General features: G+C 40.2%; 13 protein-coding genes and 1 riboswitch. Of the genes, 10 read left to right on the top strand and 3 right to left on the bottom strand.

Annotated features, from left to right (window positions below):
- The first annotated feature begins 69 nt into the window (after positions 1 to 69).
- Together uvrC and NPA43_RS12575 are read left to right on the top strand one after the other, a co-directional pair.
- Positions 70 to 1,842: an excinuclease ABC subunit UvrC gene (gene uvrC / locus NPA43_RS12580; RefSeq protein WP_256498883.1), complete on the top strand. Its 1,773-nt coding sequence runs from the start codon at positions 70 to 72 to the stop codon at positions 1,840 to 1,842.
- A 61-nt stretch (positions 1,843 to 1,903) separates the two neighbouring features.
- Positions 1,904 to 2,081: riboswitch (Lysine riboswitch) on the top strand.
- A gap of 140 nt (positions 2,082 to 2,221) precedes the next feature.
- Positions 2,222 to 3,457, top strand: a complete 1,236-nt coding sequence (locus tag NPA43_RS12575; RefSeq protein WP_249704982.1) for an aspartate kinase — start codon at positions 2,222 to 2,224, stop codon at positions 3,455 to 3,457.
- Between the two features lie 169 nt (positions 3,458 to 3,626).
- Here the strand turns inward: NPA43_RS12575 and NPA43_RS12570 are convergent, their stop codons facing one another.
- Positions 3,627 to 4,070 carry a YslB family protein gene (locus NPA43_RS12570; protein WP_099726937.1) on the bottom strand — a complete coding sequence of 148 codons (444 nt, stop codon included), beginning with the start codon at positions 4,068 to 4,070 and terminating at the stop codon, positions 3,627 to 3,629.
- A gap of 283 nt (positions 4,071 to 4,353) precedes the next feature.
- On the opposite strand from NPA43_RS12570, the gene NPA43_RS12565 reads away from it, so the two are divergent.
- The 4 genes from NPA43_RS12565 (at position 4,354) to NPA43_RS12550 (ending at position 8,107) form a co-directional block, all read left to right on the top strand.
- Entirely contained in the window at positions 4,354 to 4,962 is a 609-nt protein-coding gene (locus NPA43_RS12565; RefSeq protein WP_007501622.1) for a succinate dehydrogenase cytochrome b558 subunit, read from the top strand.
- A 37-nt stretch (positions 4,963 to 4,999) separates the two neighbouring features.
- Entirely contained in the window at positions 5,000 to 6,760 is a 1,761-nt protein-coding gene (gene sdhA / locus NPA43_RS12560; protein ID WP_099726938.1) for a succinate dehydrogenase flavoprotein subunit, read from the top strand.
- Between the two features lies 1 nt (position 6,761).
- Positions 6,762 to 7,526 carry a succinate dehydrogenase iron-sulfur subunit gene (sdhB, locus tag NPA43_RS12555; protein ID WP_099726939.1) on the top strand — a complete coding sequence of 255 codons (765 nt, stop codon included), beginning with the start codon at positions 6,762 to 6,764 and terminating at the stop codon, positions 7,524 to 7,526.
- A gap of 122 nt (positions 7,527 to 7,648) precedes the next feature.
- Positions 7,649 to 8,107: an acyl-CoA thioesterase gene (locus NPA43_RS12550; RefSeq protein WP_256498882.1), complete on the top strand. Its 459-nt coding sequence runs from the start codon at positions 7,649 to 7,651 to the stop codon at positions 8,105 to 8,107.
- A 185-nt stretch (positions 8,108 to 8,292) separates the two neighbouring features.
- On the opposite strand, the gene NPA43_RS12545 is transcribed toward NPA43_RS12550, so the two are convergent.
- A complete protein-coding gene (locus NPA43_RS12545) occupies positions 8,293 to 9,252 on the bottom strand; it encodes a Kiwa anti-phage protein KwaB-like domain-containing protein (protein WP_256498881.1) in 960 nt (319 codons plus the stop codon).
- 810 nt (positions 9,253 to 10,062) lie between these two features.
- Here NPA43_RS12545 and NPA43_RS12540 point away from each other — a divergent pair.
- Both NPA43_RS12540 and NPA43_RS12535 read left to right on the top strand, forming a co-directional pair.
- The gene (locus tag NPA43_RS12540) at positions 10,063 to 10,782 is read left to right on the top strand and encodes a biotin--[acetyl-CoA-carboxylase] ligase (RefSeq protein ID WP_256498880.1); all 720 of its coding nucleotides are present in this window, start codon (positions 10,063 to 10,065) and stop codon (positions 10,780 to 10,782) included.
- A 128-nt stretch (positions 10,783 to 10,910) separates the two neighbouring features.
- On the top strand, positions 10,911 to 12,263 hold the full coding sequence (locus NPA43_RS12535; RefSeq protein ID WP_256498879.1) for an IS1182 family transposase: 1,353 nt from the start codon (positions 10,911 to 10,913) through the stop codon (positions 12,261 to 12,263).
- A 117-nt stretch (positions 12,264 to 12,380) separates the two neighbouring features.
- Here the strand turns inward: NPA43_RS12535 and NPA43_RS12530 are convergent, their stop codons facing one another.
- The gene (locus NPA43_RS12530) at positions 12,381 to 13,511 is read right to left on the bottom strand and encodes a 2-methylaconitate cis-trans isomerase PrpF family protein (protein WP_099726941.1); all 1,131 of its coding nucleotides are present in this window, start codon (positions 13,509 to 13,511) and stop codon (positions 12,381 to 12,383) included.
- A gap of 135 nt (positions 13,512 to 13,646) precedes the next feature.
- Between NPA43_RS12530 and NPA43_RS12525 the strand changes: the two genes are divergently transcribed.
- Both NPA43_RS12525 and NPA43_RS12520 read left to right on the top strand, forming a co-directional pair.
- Complete coding sequence (locus tag NPA43_RS12525; protein ID WP_099726942.1) at positions 13,647 to 14,507, top strand: LysR family transcriptional regulator; 861 nt, start codon at positions 13,647 to 13,649, stop codon at positions 14,505 to 14,507.
- Between the two features lie 152 nt (positions 14,508 to 14,659).
- A complete protein-coding gene (locus NPA43_RS12520) occupies positions 14,660 to 15,976 on the top strand; it encodes a CitMHS family transporter (RefSeq protein ID WP_099726943.1) in 1,317 nt (438 codons plus the stop codon).
- Positions 15,977 to 15,987 lie beyond the last annotated feature (11 nt).

Genomic DNA, 15,987 nt, shown 5'->3' with positions numbered 1-15,987 from the left:
TATGGTATAAAACAAATGTTCGTGATACACTAGAAGGAGTGAAAGAGGAAAACAAGGACGGATGAAAATATGAACAAACTGATCAAAGAAAAGCTGTCAGTCCTGCCTGATCGACCAGGCTGTTACTTAATGAAAGATAGACAAAATACGGTCATCTACGTGGGGAAGGCAAAGGTATTAAAAAATAGAGTGCGCTCTTATTTCACTGGATCTCATGATGCCAAAACGCAGCGGCTTGTCAGTGAAATTGCGGACTTTGAATACATTGTGACCTCATCTAACATTGAGGCACTGATTTTAGAGCTGAATTTAATTAAAAAGTATGACCCAAAATACAATGTTATGCTCAAGGATGATAAGACGTATCCTTTTATTAAAATTACGAATGAACGGCATCCTAAGCTGATCGTCACCCGCAATGTGAAAAAGGATAAAGGGAGATACTTCGGTCCATACCCTAACGTACAAGCAGCAAGAGAAACCAAAAAGCTGCTTGACCGCTTATATCCTCTAAGAAAATGTGCGACACTCCCTGATCGTGTCTGTCTTTATTATCATCTTGGACAATGTCTCGCACCATGTGTGTATGACATTTCTGAAGAAACGAATAAACAGCTCGTGGATGAAATCACCAGGTTTCTTAATGGAGGGCACCAGCAAATCAAGAAAGAACTAACCGAAAAGATGCAGGAAGCGTCCGAACAATTAGAGTTTGAGCGGGCAAAAGAACTGAGAGATCAAATCGCTTACATCGACTCAACAATGGAAAAGCAGAAAATGACGATGAGTGACTTATCAGATCGAGATGTATTTGCCTATGCCTATGATAAGGGCTGGATGTGTGTCCAAGTCTTCTTCATCAGACAGGGGAAATTGATTGAACGTGATGTCAGCTTGTTCCCTATGTATCAAGACCCCGAGGAAGAATTCCTTACATTTTTAGGGCAATTTTATGAAAAAAACAACCACTTCCTGCCGAAAGAAATTTTGGTGCCAGACAGCGTAGATCAAGAGATGATCGAGCAGTTGCTTGAGACGAACGTTCACCAGCCGAAAAAAGGAAAGAAAAAGGATTTACTTTTACTTGCACACCAAAACGCCAAAATCGCCCTGAAAGAAAAATTCTCGCTCATTGAGCGCGATGAAGAACGGACAATTGGAGCGGTGAAGCAGCTCGGGGACGCACTTAATATTTATATGCCATACCGGATCGAGGCATTTGATAACTCAAATATTCAAGGAGCAGATCCTGTTTCCGCCATGGTTGTCTTTCAGGACGGGAAGCCATATAAAAAGGAATACCGGAAATATAAAATCAAAACTGTCGCAGGACCAGATGATTATGCATCCATGCGTGAAGTTATCAGAAGACGATATACACGCGTGTTAAAAGATGAGCTGCCGCTGCCAGATTTAATTTTAATTGACGGAGGAAAAGGACAGATCAACGCAGCCATAGACGTGCTCGAAAATGAATTGAATCTGTCTGTTCCAGTGGCAGGTCTTGTGAAAGATGAAAAACATCGGACATCGAATCTCATGATGGGTGATACACTTGAAATTGTTGCGCTAGAGCGTAACAGTCAGGCCTTTTATTTATTGCAGCGTATTCAAGATGAAGTGCACCGGTTTGCCATTAGCTTTCACCGGCAGCTGCGCGGAAAAAATGCATTCCAGTCTATTTTAGATGATGTACCAGGTATTGGAGAAAAGCGAAAAAAACAGCTCCTCAAACATTTTGGCTCTGTGAAAAAGATGAAAGAAGCCTCTGTCCAAGATTTTCAGGAGGCTGGCATTCCGAAACAAACGGCCGAACTTTTAATGGAGGCATTAAAAAAATAGATTGTACTTTTTCCAAAAGTCTGTTAAGATGTGACTAATTTAATAAATGAGCGTGTTGTTTGTTGAAGATAGAGGTGCGAACTTCAAGAGTAGGCCTTCAGAGATCGATGGGATCTAGGAAGAGGGCTGAAAGGGGAGCGTCGCCGAAGTGAATAAAATCCACTCATTTTATTCGCTGGCTGTACATTGAAGAAATGTAGGGCTGTCAAGAATTTATTTCTTGGAGGGCTATCTCATTGTTTGCATCTTTTAATGATGATTTCAAAGCAATGGGAGATTTGTTCTCTCATTGCTTTTTTTATTTGCAGTGAGTGGGCAGTCTCCAAAGCCGCTTCTTGCTCTTCTCTCACACGTGATCTTTTGAAAAAGGGTGGTAGACATGGGACTAATTGTACAAAAATTTGGCGGAACATCTGTTGGATCGACAGAAAAAATTCGCAAAGCCGCAGAGAGAGTCATCGCTGAACGTAAGGCAGGTCATGATGTGGTCGTGGTTGTGTCGGCGATGGGAAAATCAACGGATGTTCTAGTAGACCTTGCCAAAGAACTCACAGATGATCCAAGCAAGAGAGAAATGGATATGCTGCTAACAACTGGGGAGCAAGTGACCATTTCATTATTGGCGATGGCGCTGCAAGCAAAAGGCTATGATGCCATTTCCTTTACAGGCTGGCAGGCTGGTATGAAAACAGAGCAGGTGCACGGAAATGCAAGAATCGTGGACATCGATGAATCAAGAATCAAAGAGGAACTAAGTGCTGGGAAAGTCGTTGTTGTAGCAGGCTTCCAAGGAATTGCAGATGACCTACATATCACAACACTTGGACGCGGGGGATCAGATACGACGGCTGTGGCACTTGCTGCTGCATTAAAAGCAGACAAATGTGATATATACACGGACGTACCAGGTGTGTTTACGACAGATCCGCGTTATGTACCGTCCGCGCGAAAACTTGCGGGTATTTCATACGATGAGATGCTCGAGCTGGCCAATTTAGGGGCAGGCGTCTTGCATCCGAGAGCCGTTGAGTTTGCGAAAAATTATCAAGTCCCACTAGAAGTCCGTTCTAGTATTGTAAATGAATCGGGTACGTTAATTGAGGAGGAATCATCCATGGAACAAAATTTAGTCGTAAGAGGAATTGCATTTGAAGATCAGATGACACGCGTGACGGTGTGCGGCCTTTCAAGCGGTTTAACAACATTATCGACCATTTTTACGACGCTTGCTAAGCAAAATATCAATGTTGATATCATCATTCAGTCCGTCACAAGCACAAATCAGACTTCCATCTCTTTCTCTGTGAAAACGGATGATTTGTCCAAAGCAGTTGAAGTACTAGAAGAATATAAAGGGGCGCTTGGCTATGAGCAGATTGAGACAGAAAGCAAATTAGCCAAAGTATCCATCGTTGGGTCTGGTATGGTCTCAAATCCAGGTGTAGCTGCTGAAATGTTCGCTGTGTTAGCTGAAAAAGATATACAAGTGAAAATGGTCAGTACGTCTGAAATCAAAGTTTCCACAGTGGTTGGCCGTGATGATATGGTCAAAGCGGTGGAAGCCCTGCATGATGCATTTGAATTATCGAAAGTGAGCGCAGCTGCTCATTCTTAAAAAATAAAAAGAGGTGTATCTCATGAAAGAGTGCACCTCTTTTTTATATTTGAATCGGCCGCATATTAAAAGGAACACACGTGCATAAACCCATTCACTAAGTATGCTATGATAGAAGAAGGCATATAAAAAAGGCGTGACGCGAAGTCCTCGCCTTTCATAAGCAGTGTTAGCTAGGGTCTCTTAAATCCCATTTAACGGTTAAAATGACTTTATCAGCACGCTTTTTCACTTGCTCATAGGATTCAGCAACGTGCTCATTGAGAAGCTGAATCTGTTCAGCAATAAAACCGGCCTCCATTTGAAAGCATGGCTCTTTTTGATAGGTGAGTCGATTCGATACAAGTGGACCTTCGAGCTCAAACTCAATTTCCTGTTTTTTAGAATGGACCATCGTGAGAGTCCCCCATCCGGCATCATGGAAAAATTCGGGGATATTCTCCCATGACTCTTGAGGAAATTTACGAGCAAGCAGCTTACCCGCAAAATACATCATAGATGAATGATCCTGACCAAGAATGTCAGGCAGCAGAACTTCGCGTATCAGCTCGTAGGCAAATCCATTGACTTCAATCTCTTTTAGCTGTTCTAAGTTAGATTCAAATTTATTCATTGTACGGCTCCCCTCTTTCAACAATTTATTATAGCTTATGTGGGCATATGATGACAGAGTTTTCCCTGAAGTCTAAGAAATTCTTATTGTAGTAAAACGAATTTTGATTTAAAACTTTTAAATTTCGGAAAATTTTAATTTATGTACGCGGTTTCTTGACGCTTTTTTGACATAGGAGTAAAATGAAATTGTCAATAAATTTGAATAAAGTGCTTACATTTGAAAGAAGCGGGGGTAAGACAATTTTCAAGCAATTGCACTTTTTTTACTAGGGGGTAAAGTAATGTCGGGGAACAAAGAATTTTTTTATCGGAGATTGCATTCTTTGCTTGGCGTCATTCCGGTCGGTCTATTTTTAGTACAGCACTTAGTGATTAACCACTTTGCGACAAATGGACCAGAGGCGTTTAACAAAGCTGCACACTTTATGGAACAGCTTCCATTCAGATATGCACTTGAGCTGTTCGTGATTTTCTTACCACTGATCTATCATGCTGTTTATGGGGTGTACATAGCCTTTACGGCACAAAACAACACGTCACGCTTCAGTTACTTAAGAAACTGGTTATTCAGACTGCAAAGGATTACAGGTATCATCACATTGATTTTTGTCACTTGGCACGTATGGGAAACACGAATTCAAGCTCAGCTTGGAGCTGAAGTAAACTATGACATGATGGCGAATATTTTAAGCTCTCCATTTATGCTAGGCTTCTATATTGTCGGCGTTTTATCTACTATTTTCCACTTTGCTAATGGCTTGTGGTCATTTGCTGTCAGCTGGGGAATTACCGTTTCACCACGCTCACAAAGAATCTCCACATATGTGACATTAGGTATATTTATAGCGCTTTCATATGTAGGGCTAAGAGCAATTTTCGCTTTTGTTTAAGAGGAAATAGATTAGTAGAAGAGGGAGAGGGGCTACAATGAGTAATTCTAGCATCATCGTTGTCGGAGGCGGCTTAGCAGGTCTCATGGCAACTATAAAAGCAGCAGAAGCGGGAACAGCTGTTAAATTATTTTCAATCGTACCTGTGAAACGTTCGCATTCTGTATGTGCACAGGGCGGAATTAACGGAGCGGTGAATACAAAAGGTGAAGGGGATTCACCTTATGAGCATTTTGATGACACAGTATATGGCGGAGATTTCTTAGCCAACCAGCCGCCAGTAAAGGCAATGTGTGAAGCAGCGCCGTCCATTATCCACTTACTTGATCGTATGGGTGTGATGTTTAACAGAACACCAGAGGGATTACTGGACTTCCGCCGCTTCGGGGGAACACAGCACCACCGTACAGCATTTGCTGGTGCCACAACGGGACAGCAGCTATTATACGCACTGGATGAGCAAGTTCGCCGCTATGAAGTAGCAGGGCTTGTCACGAAATATGAAGGCTGGGAATTCCTTGGCGCTGTTTTAGATGACGAGGAAGTATGCCGAGGCATTGTCGCGCAGAACTTGACGACAATGGAAATTGAATCCTTCCGTTCAGATGCTGTGATCATGGCGACAGGCGGTCCTGGAATCGTGTTCGGTAAATCAACGAACTCCATGATTAATACTGGATCAGCTGCATCAATCGTTTATCAGCAAGGTGCTCATTATGCAAATGGAGAATTCATTCAAATTCACCCAACAGCGATCCCAGGAGATGACAAGCTTCGTCTCATGAGTGAATCAGCTCGTGGTGAAGGCGGACGTGTTTGGACATATAAAGACGGGAAGCCTTGGTACTTCCTTGAAGAAAAATACCCAGCATACGGGAACCTTGTACCGCGTGATATCGCAACGCGTGAAATCTTCGACGTATGTGTCGAGCAAAAGCTCGGCATCAACGGAGAGAACATGGTATACCTTGATCTTTCTCACAAAGATCCAAAAGAGCTTGATATTAAGCTTGGCGGAATCATTGAAATCTATGAAAAATTCATGGGTGATGACCCTCGTAAGCTTCCGATGAAAATTTTCCCTGCTGTCCATTACTCAATGGGCGGATTATGGGTGGATTATGATCAAATGACCAATATCAAAGGTTTGTTCGCTGCCGGAGAATGTGATTACTCTATGCACGGCGGAAACAGACTTGGAGCGAACTCCTTGCTTTCTGCGATTTACGGCGGAATGGTCGCAGGACCAAATGCTGTGAAGTACGTTAGCGGTCTTGAAAAGTCTGCGGAAGACCTCTCTTCTGCAACATTTGACAGCGCCGTGAAGAAAGAGCAGGAGAAATGGGACAACATCCTCAGCATGGATGGCACAGAAAATGCGTACGTGCTTCATAAAGAGCTTGGAGAATGGATGACGGATAACGTGACAGTGGTTCGTTACAATGACAAACTCTTAAAAACAGATCAGAAGATTGAAGAACTGATGGAGCGCTATAAGCATATCAACATCAACGATACAGCATCATGGAGCAACCAAGGCGCTGCCTTCACGCGTCAGCTTGACAACATGCTTCAGCTGGCAAGAGTCATTACGATCGGGGCATACAACCGGAATGAAAGCCGAGGCGCACACTATAAACCGGAATTCCCAGAAAGACACGATGAAGAATTCCTAAAAACAACGATGGCTACGTTCAAAGGGAAGAATCAAAAGCCTGCATTCCACTATGAGGACGTCGATGTATCGTTAATTGCACCTCGTAAACGAGATTACTCGAAGAAAAAGGTGGAGAAATAAGATGAGTGAAAAAAACACGATTCAATTCATTATCACACGTCAAGATACAGCAGATGGAAAGCCTTATGATGAGGAATTCGAAATCCCTTACCGTCCGAATATGAACGTCATTTCCGCCCTCATGGAAATTAGACGTAACCCGGTCAATAAAAAAGGTGAAAAAACAACGGCCATCAACTGGGATATGAACTGTCTTGAAGAGGTGTGTGGAGCTTGTTCCATGGTCATTAATGGAACACCGCGCCAGTCATGTACAGCTTTAATTGACAAGTTAGATCAGCCGATCCGTCTCCAGCCGATGAAGACATTCCCTGTTGTGAGAGACTTGCAGGTTGATAGAAGCCGTATGTTTAATTCCTTGAAAAAAGTCAAAGCATGGGTGCCAATCGATGGCACATATGACCTTGGACCTGGACCAAGAATGCCTGAGAAAAAACGTCAATGGGCGTATGAGCTTTCTAAATGTATGACATGTGGTGTCTGCCTTGAAGCTTGTCCAAACGTGAATGATAAGTCTTCCTTTATGGGCCCTGCACCGCTTTCACAAGTTCGTTTATTTAACGCACATCCGACAGGTGCAATGAATAAGTCTGACCGTCTAGAAGAAATTATGGGTGATGGCGGTCTAGCGAACTGCGGGAACTCCCAAAACTGTGTGCAGTCTTGTCCGAAAGGAATCCCGCTGACAACGTCAATTGCAGCACTAAACCGAGATACAACATTACAAGCTTTCCGTAACTTCTTCGGAAGCGATCACGCAGAATAACATCACATTCAGTCCTCTTTGCCAATCATGATGAGTGTTTAAAGAGGCTGGATGCAACATATAAACAAACGCCTCTTCCAATACGGGAGAGGCGTTTTGTTTCCAAATAAGGAGATGATCAAGTGAGACTGCCGTCATATATTGAAGAACCGTTTGAAGAGTGGAGGGCATCCTTTCGATTTTATGTCGAAACCACCGTTCGTTTTTCAGAAACGGATATGTTTGGCCATATGAACAATGTCACCCCTTTTGTGTATTTTGAAGAGGCACGAATTGCCTTTTTTCAAAAGACGGGAATTGTTGATAAACGGATGAAACGTGTGAGGGAGACCATGACAGTCGTCGCAAACCTGCAATGTGATTACATCAAGCAGGTAGAGATTGGGGAGAGGCTTCGTGTGTATGTCAAGCCGGAAAAGGTCGGATCAAGCTCACTCATCCTTCATTATTTAGGAGAAAATGAGCAGCAGGAACCTTGCTTTACAGGCTCAGTCACCATGGTGCAAATTAGTAAAGACACAGGCGCATCTGTCCCGTTTACAGAGGAAGAAAAAGAGGTGTTTAAGCTGTACATTAAATAGCCTAAATATATGTGTGGATTAGATCAATTTAAGTAATTTAAATTGTTATCCGAAACTCGAATGTATCAATTTGAGAAGAGACATTTATAATAGTTTTACTTTAAAATATATATCATACCTGTTATAGAATAGTTATGGATTAATGCAATCCATAACTATTCATTTCGATATTCAACTCATAATCATCAAGATTGAATTTTAGATTTGTTATGAACTCTATACTTTTCATCAGTAATTAACGAAGCAACAAAATTATCCAATAGAACATCAATTACTACTCTTGCTTCCTCTTTAGTCGTGCATTCGATTTTACCTTCAGAATTTAAATTTAAATTTATCATGCCCTGGTTAATTAACTCGCTGATTCGATCAGTACGAATTTGATCAATTTGATAAGTGGCAGCTTTAGCAAGTTTTTTCTGAAGGCTAACAGTTGATTGAATAAATTCATTCAAATTTTCAGTACCAGAGAGTAAATTTAAAGATTCTAATTGACTAACTACTGTTTGTGCTGCTTCACGAAACTTCTCATAATATCTGAAGAGATTTAAAATCTTGTTTTCCTTAAGTAAAATAACATGCTGATTAAAAATAATACCGTCCCACTGGTCATCAAGAAATAACTTTTTATCCCTGTTCTCATCTATAACATAACCATCCCGTGTTGCTAAATATTTAAGAATTGTTCTTTTCTTTAACAAAACACTTTCGTTTATAACTTTAATAAAATAAATATCTTCTTCTAGTACTGTGAGCTTAGCGATAATACATTTTGGTTTGAATTTATCATTGTTTATATAGTCTCTAGCATTTTCATGGTCAACTTCGTTTTCGATGTGACTTTTCCATTGTTCTAGCTGGCTTAGAGTATCTAATTGTAAATATCTTTTGAAATACTCTCCAGGTTCATCTGTATCGTTAATATTAATTAGTTCATACTCTTTAAGAGTATTCAATATATTTTTAGTTCCAGTAAACACCCAGTCCCTAACAGAAACGTCTGTTAATATTTCAGCTGGTTCTGTATCATCATATATTGTGGTAGTTCCTTCTTTTAGTATAGAGCCAATTATAAATAACTGAAAATTGGGTGTTGCGCTTAAGGTATCTAAATAATTGTTTATTTGAGTTAGTCTATCAATCATCCGCAATTTGCCCCTTTGAGATTAAAATTTCGTTTGAATCTAAACGATAACTTATGATTTTTTTTCCAATTCTGATATTACTAGTATGATTTTTGTCTGTAATGATTAGATACTTTCTATTAGTACTTTCTATTTCGTATAGGCGTTTTCCAAGAATGAATAGCAAGGGATTTATATATAGTAGATCGCTAAAAATAGATAACCAAAAAATTAAAATTATTAAAATTATAAAAATTAAAAAATCATTTATAGTATTTGTGCTTAAACTTAACAGTGGTAAAATATATGTTACGAGATATACTAGTACATCTTTATCTCTAGAATGAATAGTTTTAATGTGTATATCAATTCTTGCAATTTCTTTTTTTAATGTCTGTTGAATTTCGAATCTAATATAAAGAGAACATAAAATTGATATTACAAACATAAAGAGGGAACTCATTGATAACAAATAATTGTAAAGCTCAGTATTAAATAACTGATTCAGTTGTAGCCTTTTAAGATAAAGAAAGAATGAGTAAGTGTTTTTGAAATCGAAAAATTTAACAAATAATATTAGAAACAAGGGTGTATATGCAGAAAACAGTAACATAACTTTGTACCACAATGGACTTCTCATCAATTAGCCCTCCTAGGACGTATTTATAATTATACTAAAATTTTACAATATGATAAACAGGAACGTGTGTTCTATTTATATTAGCATTTTTTTAAAACGGAGTATACCTTTATTTCTTTTTAGTCAAGATTTTTTGGCAGTCTAAATTATAGTGAAATTTGTTATGAATAATTTATTAAGAAGGGGTAAACATGGACATTTTTCGTTATGACACCATTGATAGTACAAATAATGAAGCAAAAAGGCTTATGCAAAAAGGAGAGAATCCCTCATTTGCTGTCTATGCACGCCAGCAGACAGCAGGAAGAGGCAGACTCGGCAGGCCGTGGGAAACACCTTTAGGGAATGTGGCGGTGACCATGACAGTCTTACCGCCAGCAGAACTCTCCACCCAGTCAACGATTGCCCCGCTGACGGCACTAGCAATCTATGATGTACTCAAACCACTCATGAGAGCTGGGGATCAGCTGGCGATCAAATGGCCAAATGATATTCTCATTAATGAAGCAAAGGTATCGGGCACATTGATTGAAGCGGACCGCAGCGCCATCTATATCGGTGTTGGCATCAATGTAGAGACAAAGCCGGAGCATGTCCCGTACAAAACCATTTGCTTATCAGAGCTTTCAGAGGTGAAAGCCGATCAGCTTGTGAAAGAACTGGCAGTGGCTTTTGAAAAATACCATACACGCTGGCAGAATGAAGGATTTGAAGCACTTACTGCCCTCTACAACAAACGATTATTTCGTCTGAATCAACCGCTTCGCATCTCATTAGATCGAGAAAAACAAACATGGCAGGAAGGGATTTGCTGCGGTGTGAACCGCTATGGTCATCTCCAGCTAAAAGATGACCAAGGACATATAAAAGCCCATTCTGCCGGTGATATTGATGCCCCTATGCAAAAATAAAAAAGCAGACGATATTCTCGTCTGCTCAGGCTGTCGAGAAAATCTCGACAGCTTTATTTTTTTCCTTAAAATTTACATCTCCTCATTTTATAATAGAGAAAAACCCACTAAAGGAAGGTGTCTTTCTCATGTTCCACACTAGAAATTCTTCTCAGCACCAAGCCGAATTTGTATTGCTAGATCAACTGGTCGAAGAGGATCACCTGCTTCGTAAAATTGATCAGTACATTGATTTTTCATTTATCATAGACAAAGTAAAACCATATTATAGTGAGAATAAAGGTCGCCCTTCTCTTGATCCACTCATTCTGTTCAAAATGATGTTTATCGGATACCTGTATGGTATCCGTTCAGAAAGACAGCTTGAAAAAGAAATTTACTATAACATGGCGTATAGATGGTTTTTAGGTTTGAATATCAATGACCCCGTTCCTCATCATTCCACCATTAGTTGGAATCGTCGTACTCGATTTACAGATACAACGATTTTTCAAGATATTTTTGATGAGATTGTGCTACAAGCCATCAATCACGATATGGTTGGAGGTCGTGTCCTTTTTACCGATTCAACCCATCTAAAAGCGAATGCCAATAAACATAAATATACGAGAAAAACGATCGAACAAGATACTCAGAACTATATGAAAGAATTAGATGAAGCCGTTCAAGAAGATCGAGAGGTACACGGAAAAAAGCCCTTAAAGGAAAAAGAGGAGGTGAAAACGAAAAAAGACATTCGCCAAAGTACGACTGATCCTGAAAGTGGCTATCTTTATCGTGAAAATAAGCCTGAAGGCTTTTTCTATCTAGACCACCGTACAACAGATATGAAATACAATATCATCACTGATGCCCATGTCACGCCCGGTAATGTCCATGATTCTGTTCCCTATCTTGATCGATTAGATCTCCAAATCGCACGATTTGGTTTTCAAGTAGAAGCTGTTGCCCTTGATTCTGGTTATTTAACAACACCAATCTGTAAAGGTTTATCTGATCGACATATTTTTGGTGTTATTGCCCATAGACGTTTTCATCCAACAAGAGGATTATTTGAGAAGTGGAAATTTCAGTATGATTCTAAACATGATCATTACATATGTCCAAATGGTGAGAAGCTTTTATATACGACAACTGATCGAAAAGGTTATAGGTTCTACAAATCAGATCCTAAAAAATGTGCATCGTGTCCTTTTCTTGAAAGCTGTACAAGATCTAAAAATCATCAAAAAGTGATCTCAAGACACGTGTGGGAAGAACATAAAGAAAAGATCAGACAAAATCGTCTATCTGTCTCTGGAAAAGAGCTATATAAAAAAAGAAAAGAAAAAATAGAGCGAAGCTTTGCAGATTCAAAACAACTGCACGGGCTTCGCTACTGCCGGTTGAGGGGAAAACAGAATGTGAGTGAGCAAGTTCTTCTCACAGCTGCGTGCCAGAACATGAAGAAGATTGCCACACACCTAGCGAAGCTAGGCTAGGTGTGTGGGAGGCCTTTTTCAATACATTTCATTCTTCATACATACGTTAAAAATAAAAAAGATTGTAGAAAAACATGAGTTTCTCTACAATCTGAGCAGACGATATTCTCGTCTGCTTTAAGCTTCTTTTTTAATATGATGCTGAATCATATAGTCTTGTTTCGTAAAGACCACCCCGTCCAGAATTTCTCTTGCGGTTCGAATGACCTTGACTCTGTTTTGAGACACGTCAATTTCAGTTTGCATAATACCAGCAGGATGCCCAATTCGAAGCGTATCATGTTGACCATGATAAAGCTGTGCAGGAAGCGTTTCTTCCATAAAGCAGCTTGCTGACACGCAGACAGAGCCGGTAATGGCAAGTGCTTGGTGTGGTCTTTGCATCGATAGCATACGAACGATGATGTCCATATCTGCTGCTCGTCTCAAGATTCCATTTGTATCTACATAATCAGCAGGCTCGCTTATGATTGCAAGCTTTGGAACAGCTGGAGACTGTAATGTGGCCATTTCTTTTGGTGCAAAGAGACACATTTCAGCAGCGATGGAACGAATTTCTTCTAAATCATTCAGTAAATCGTCTGTAAACTCCTCAGGCAATTCAGTTCCTTTTAGATGAATATCTTTGGCACGGATAAAGGCAATTGGATTTGCAATGTCAACGATCGAGATTGGAATCTCTCCAAACTTTGTTTGAATCGTATCAATTTTGTTTCCAGTCGGAAAGGTTTTACCTGTGACAGCGCCTTCAGGTTTCTCAAAAGATAAATAAATGGGAGAACCAGTCCCTTTTACTCCTGGAATTTCTGCATGTCCTTCAAATTTAACCTCACCATTTTCGACTTCTACCTCTGCCACAATAATTTTATTCGTGTTGGTATTGAGGATACGTACAGTCGTGATGGGCTCAACCGCTTGAACAAATCCTTTAATGATGGCATATGGACCTACAGCTGATGAGATATTCCCGCAGTTTCCTTTAAAGTCTACATATCTTTCATTAATACTGACTTGTGCAAATGTATAGTTTACATCCACATCTGGACGAGTCGCTTTGTCGATGATCGCTACTTTGCTTGTTAAAGAATTACCGCCGCCGATTCCATCGACCTGCAGCCGGTCAGGACTGCCCATAATGTCTAAAAGAAATGCCTCGAGCTCATCGTGTTCATATGGTGCATCGTTTGCTTGAATGAATACCCCTTTGCTTGTACCGCCTCGCATAATAGTGATTGGAACTTTTCTCATTGCTCTCACCCTCAATTTTTAATGAACTGTTTATCTAACCAAAATGGTAAAGTATAATAAGAAATAAGTTAAATACATTATTTTGAAAGGAATCGATAAAAATATTTTATAATTAGTAAAAAAGGAGGGCATACAATGGATGAAAAGGATTGGCGATTTCTAAAGGTACTTTATGAAGAAAAGAACATTACAAAGGCGGCAGAAAAATTATTTGTCTCGCAGCCTGCCTTAAGCTATCGATTGAAGCAGCTTGAAGAGGAGTTTGATATGAAGCTTTTCTTCAAAAGAAAACGAGGGATTGAATTTACGTCAGAGGGTGAGTACTTGGCTGAATACGCAAATGACATGCTCAAACAGCTCCAGCAAACGAAAGATGGTATGCTCAATATGCAAAAAAAGGTCAAAGGAACGATCCGGTTAGGGGTCTCAAGTAATTTTGCCCAGTATAAACTGCCAGAAATTTTAAGAGAATTTTCTAAGCAGTATCCACATGTTCAATTTATGGTGAACACAGGCTGGAGCACAAAGGTAATGGATCTGTTAGGGACATCCAGTGTACACTTAGGGATTTTAAGAGGAGATTACGATTGGAATGGAGAACGGTTTTTGCTCGATAAAGAGCGGCTTTGTATCATTTCAAAATCAGAAATACAGCTAAAGGACCTGCCGAAGCTGCCGCTCATTGACTATCATACGGACAGCTCATTAAAACGATTGATTAACAGATGGTGGCAGGAAACGTTCACAATGCCTCCCCTCGTGACAATGGAGACAGACCGTCAGGATACATCGAAAGAAATGGTGAAGCATGGTTTAGGCTATGCCATAGTTCCAGAAATTTGCCTCAGACCAAGTGATGAGCTATTTGTAAAAGGTCTTTCGTATAAAGATGGACAGCCCGTTTTAAGAGATACATGGCTTATGTACCAGCCAGACTCGCTTCATTTGTCGGTTGTGAAAGCGTTTATTGAGTTTTTAAGAAGTCAGCAAGGTTAATTATAAAAGAAATTTATTGAATAAACGAAAAAATCAATATTTTCATTATAAAAAAAGCTATTATATCCTTGAAATAGAAAGCGCTAACATTCCGGTCGCAAGTGCAAGGGGTGCTTGTTGATCGTGTAAAGAAGAGGATGGAGGGATATAGAGTGCTAGCTATTTTAGGGATCTTGATGGTCTTGACATTTACATTTCTCATTATGACAAAACGAATGCATCCGGTGGTGGCTTTAACCGTTATACCGATCATATTTGCATTGATCGGTGGATTTAACAGCGGATTAGGGGACATGATGCTTGATGGACTCAAAACTGTTGCACCATCTGCTGCTTTATTGTTATTTGCGATTTTATTCTTCGGTGTCATGCTGGATGCTGGATTGTTTGATCCTTTGATTAAACTCATTCTACGTATTGTGAAAGGCGATCCTGTCAAAATTGCTTTTGGGGTAGCGATTTTGTCTATGCTTGTTGCATTAGATGGTGATGGGACAACAACGTACATGATTACAGTATCAGCTATGCTGCCACTTTTCTTAAGAATTGGGATGAACCCGCTGATTTTAGGAACGATTTCATTATTATCATTAGGAATTATGAGTGGTATGACGCCTTGGGGCGGGCCAGCTACTCGTGCAATCGCTGCGCTTGGATTAGATGCCGCTGAATTTTTTATTCCATTACTCCCGACGATGTTAGGGGGCGCTCTTTTTATACTTTTTACTGCATATGTACTTGGGAAAAAAGAACGGAAGCGAATTGGTATTGCTGAGATTCAGCACAAAGAAGAGGTATCCATCTCTCCTGAATTGGCTGCGTCAATTGAGGATGGCGTAGAGGATATGAAGAGACCAAATCTGATTTGGGTCAACTTTTTCCTGACGATGGCTGTCATGACCACACTTGTCTTCGATATCGTACCGATTCCTGTCCTCTTTTTAATTGGATTTGTCATCGCTCTCATGATCAACTATCCAAAAGTTGAAGACCAGCGTGAGCGAATTTTATCGCATGCAGGAAATGCATTAACGGTCATTACACTTGTGTTTGCAGCAGGAATTTTCACAGGGATCTTTTCGGGGACAAAAATGGTTGAGTCGATTGCCCATTTAGTGATCTACTTAATCCCGGATTCCTACAGCTCATTTTTCCCGCTGATTGTCGCTTTGACGAGTATGCCATTTACTTTTGTTCTTTCAAATGATGCTTATTATTTCGGAGTGCTGCCAATCTTGGCTGAAGCGGGCGCAGCTTATGGCATTGATCCGGTGGAGATTGCGCGCGCCTCTATTATCGGACAGCCTGTCCATTTACTAAGTCCACTTGTGGCCTCAACCTTACTTCTTGTCAGTATGCTGAACAAAGATATTGGTGATTTGCAAAAATACGCACTATTATGGACTGTGTTAACCGCCCTTTTTACAACACTGATCGCTCTGTTAACAGGAGCCATTTCCATTTTTTAAATACCCGTTTG

The organism is Bacillus pumilus (assembly GCF_024498355.1).
Taxonomy (GTDB): Bacteria; Bacillota; Bacilli; order Bacillales; family Bacillaceae; genus Bacillus; species Bacillus pumilus_P.
Note: the sequence above shows the minus strand (reverse complement) of the source record. Positions and strands in the feature narration are given on the sequence as shown.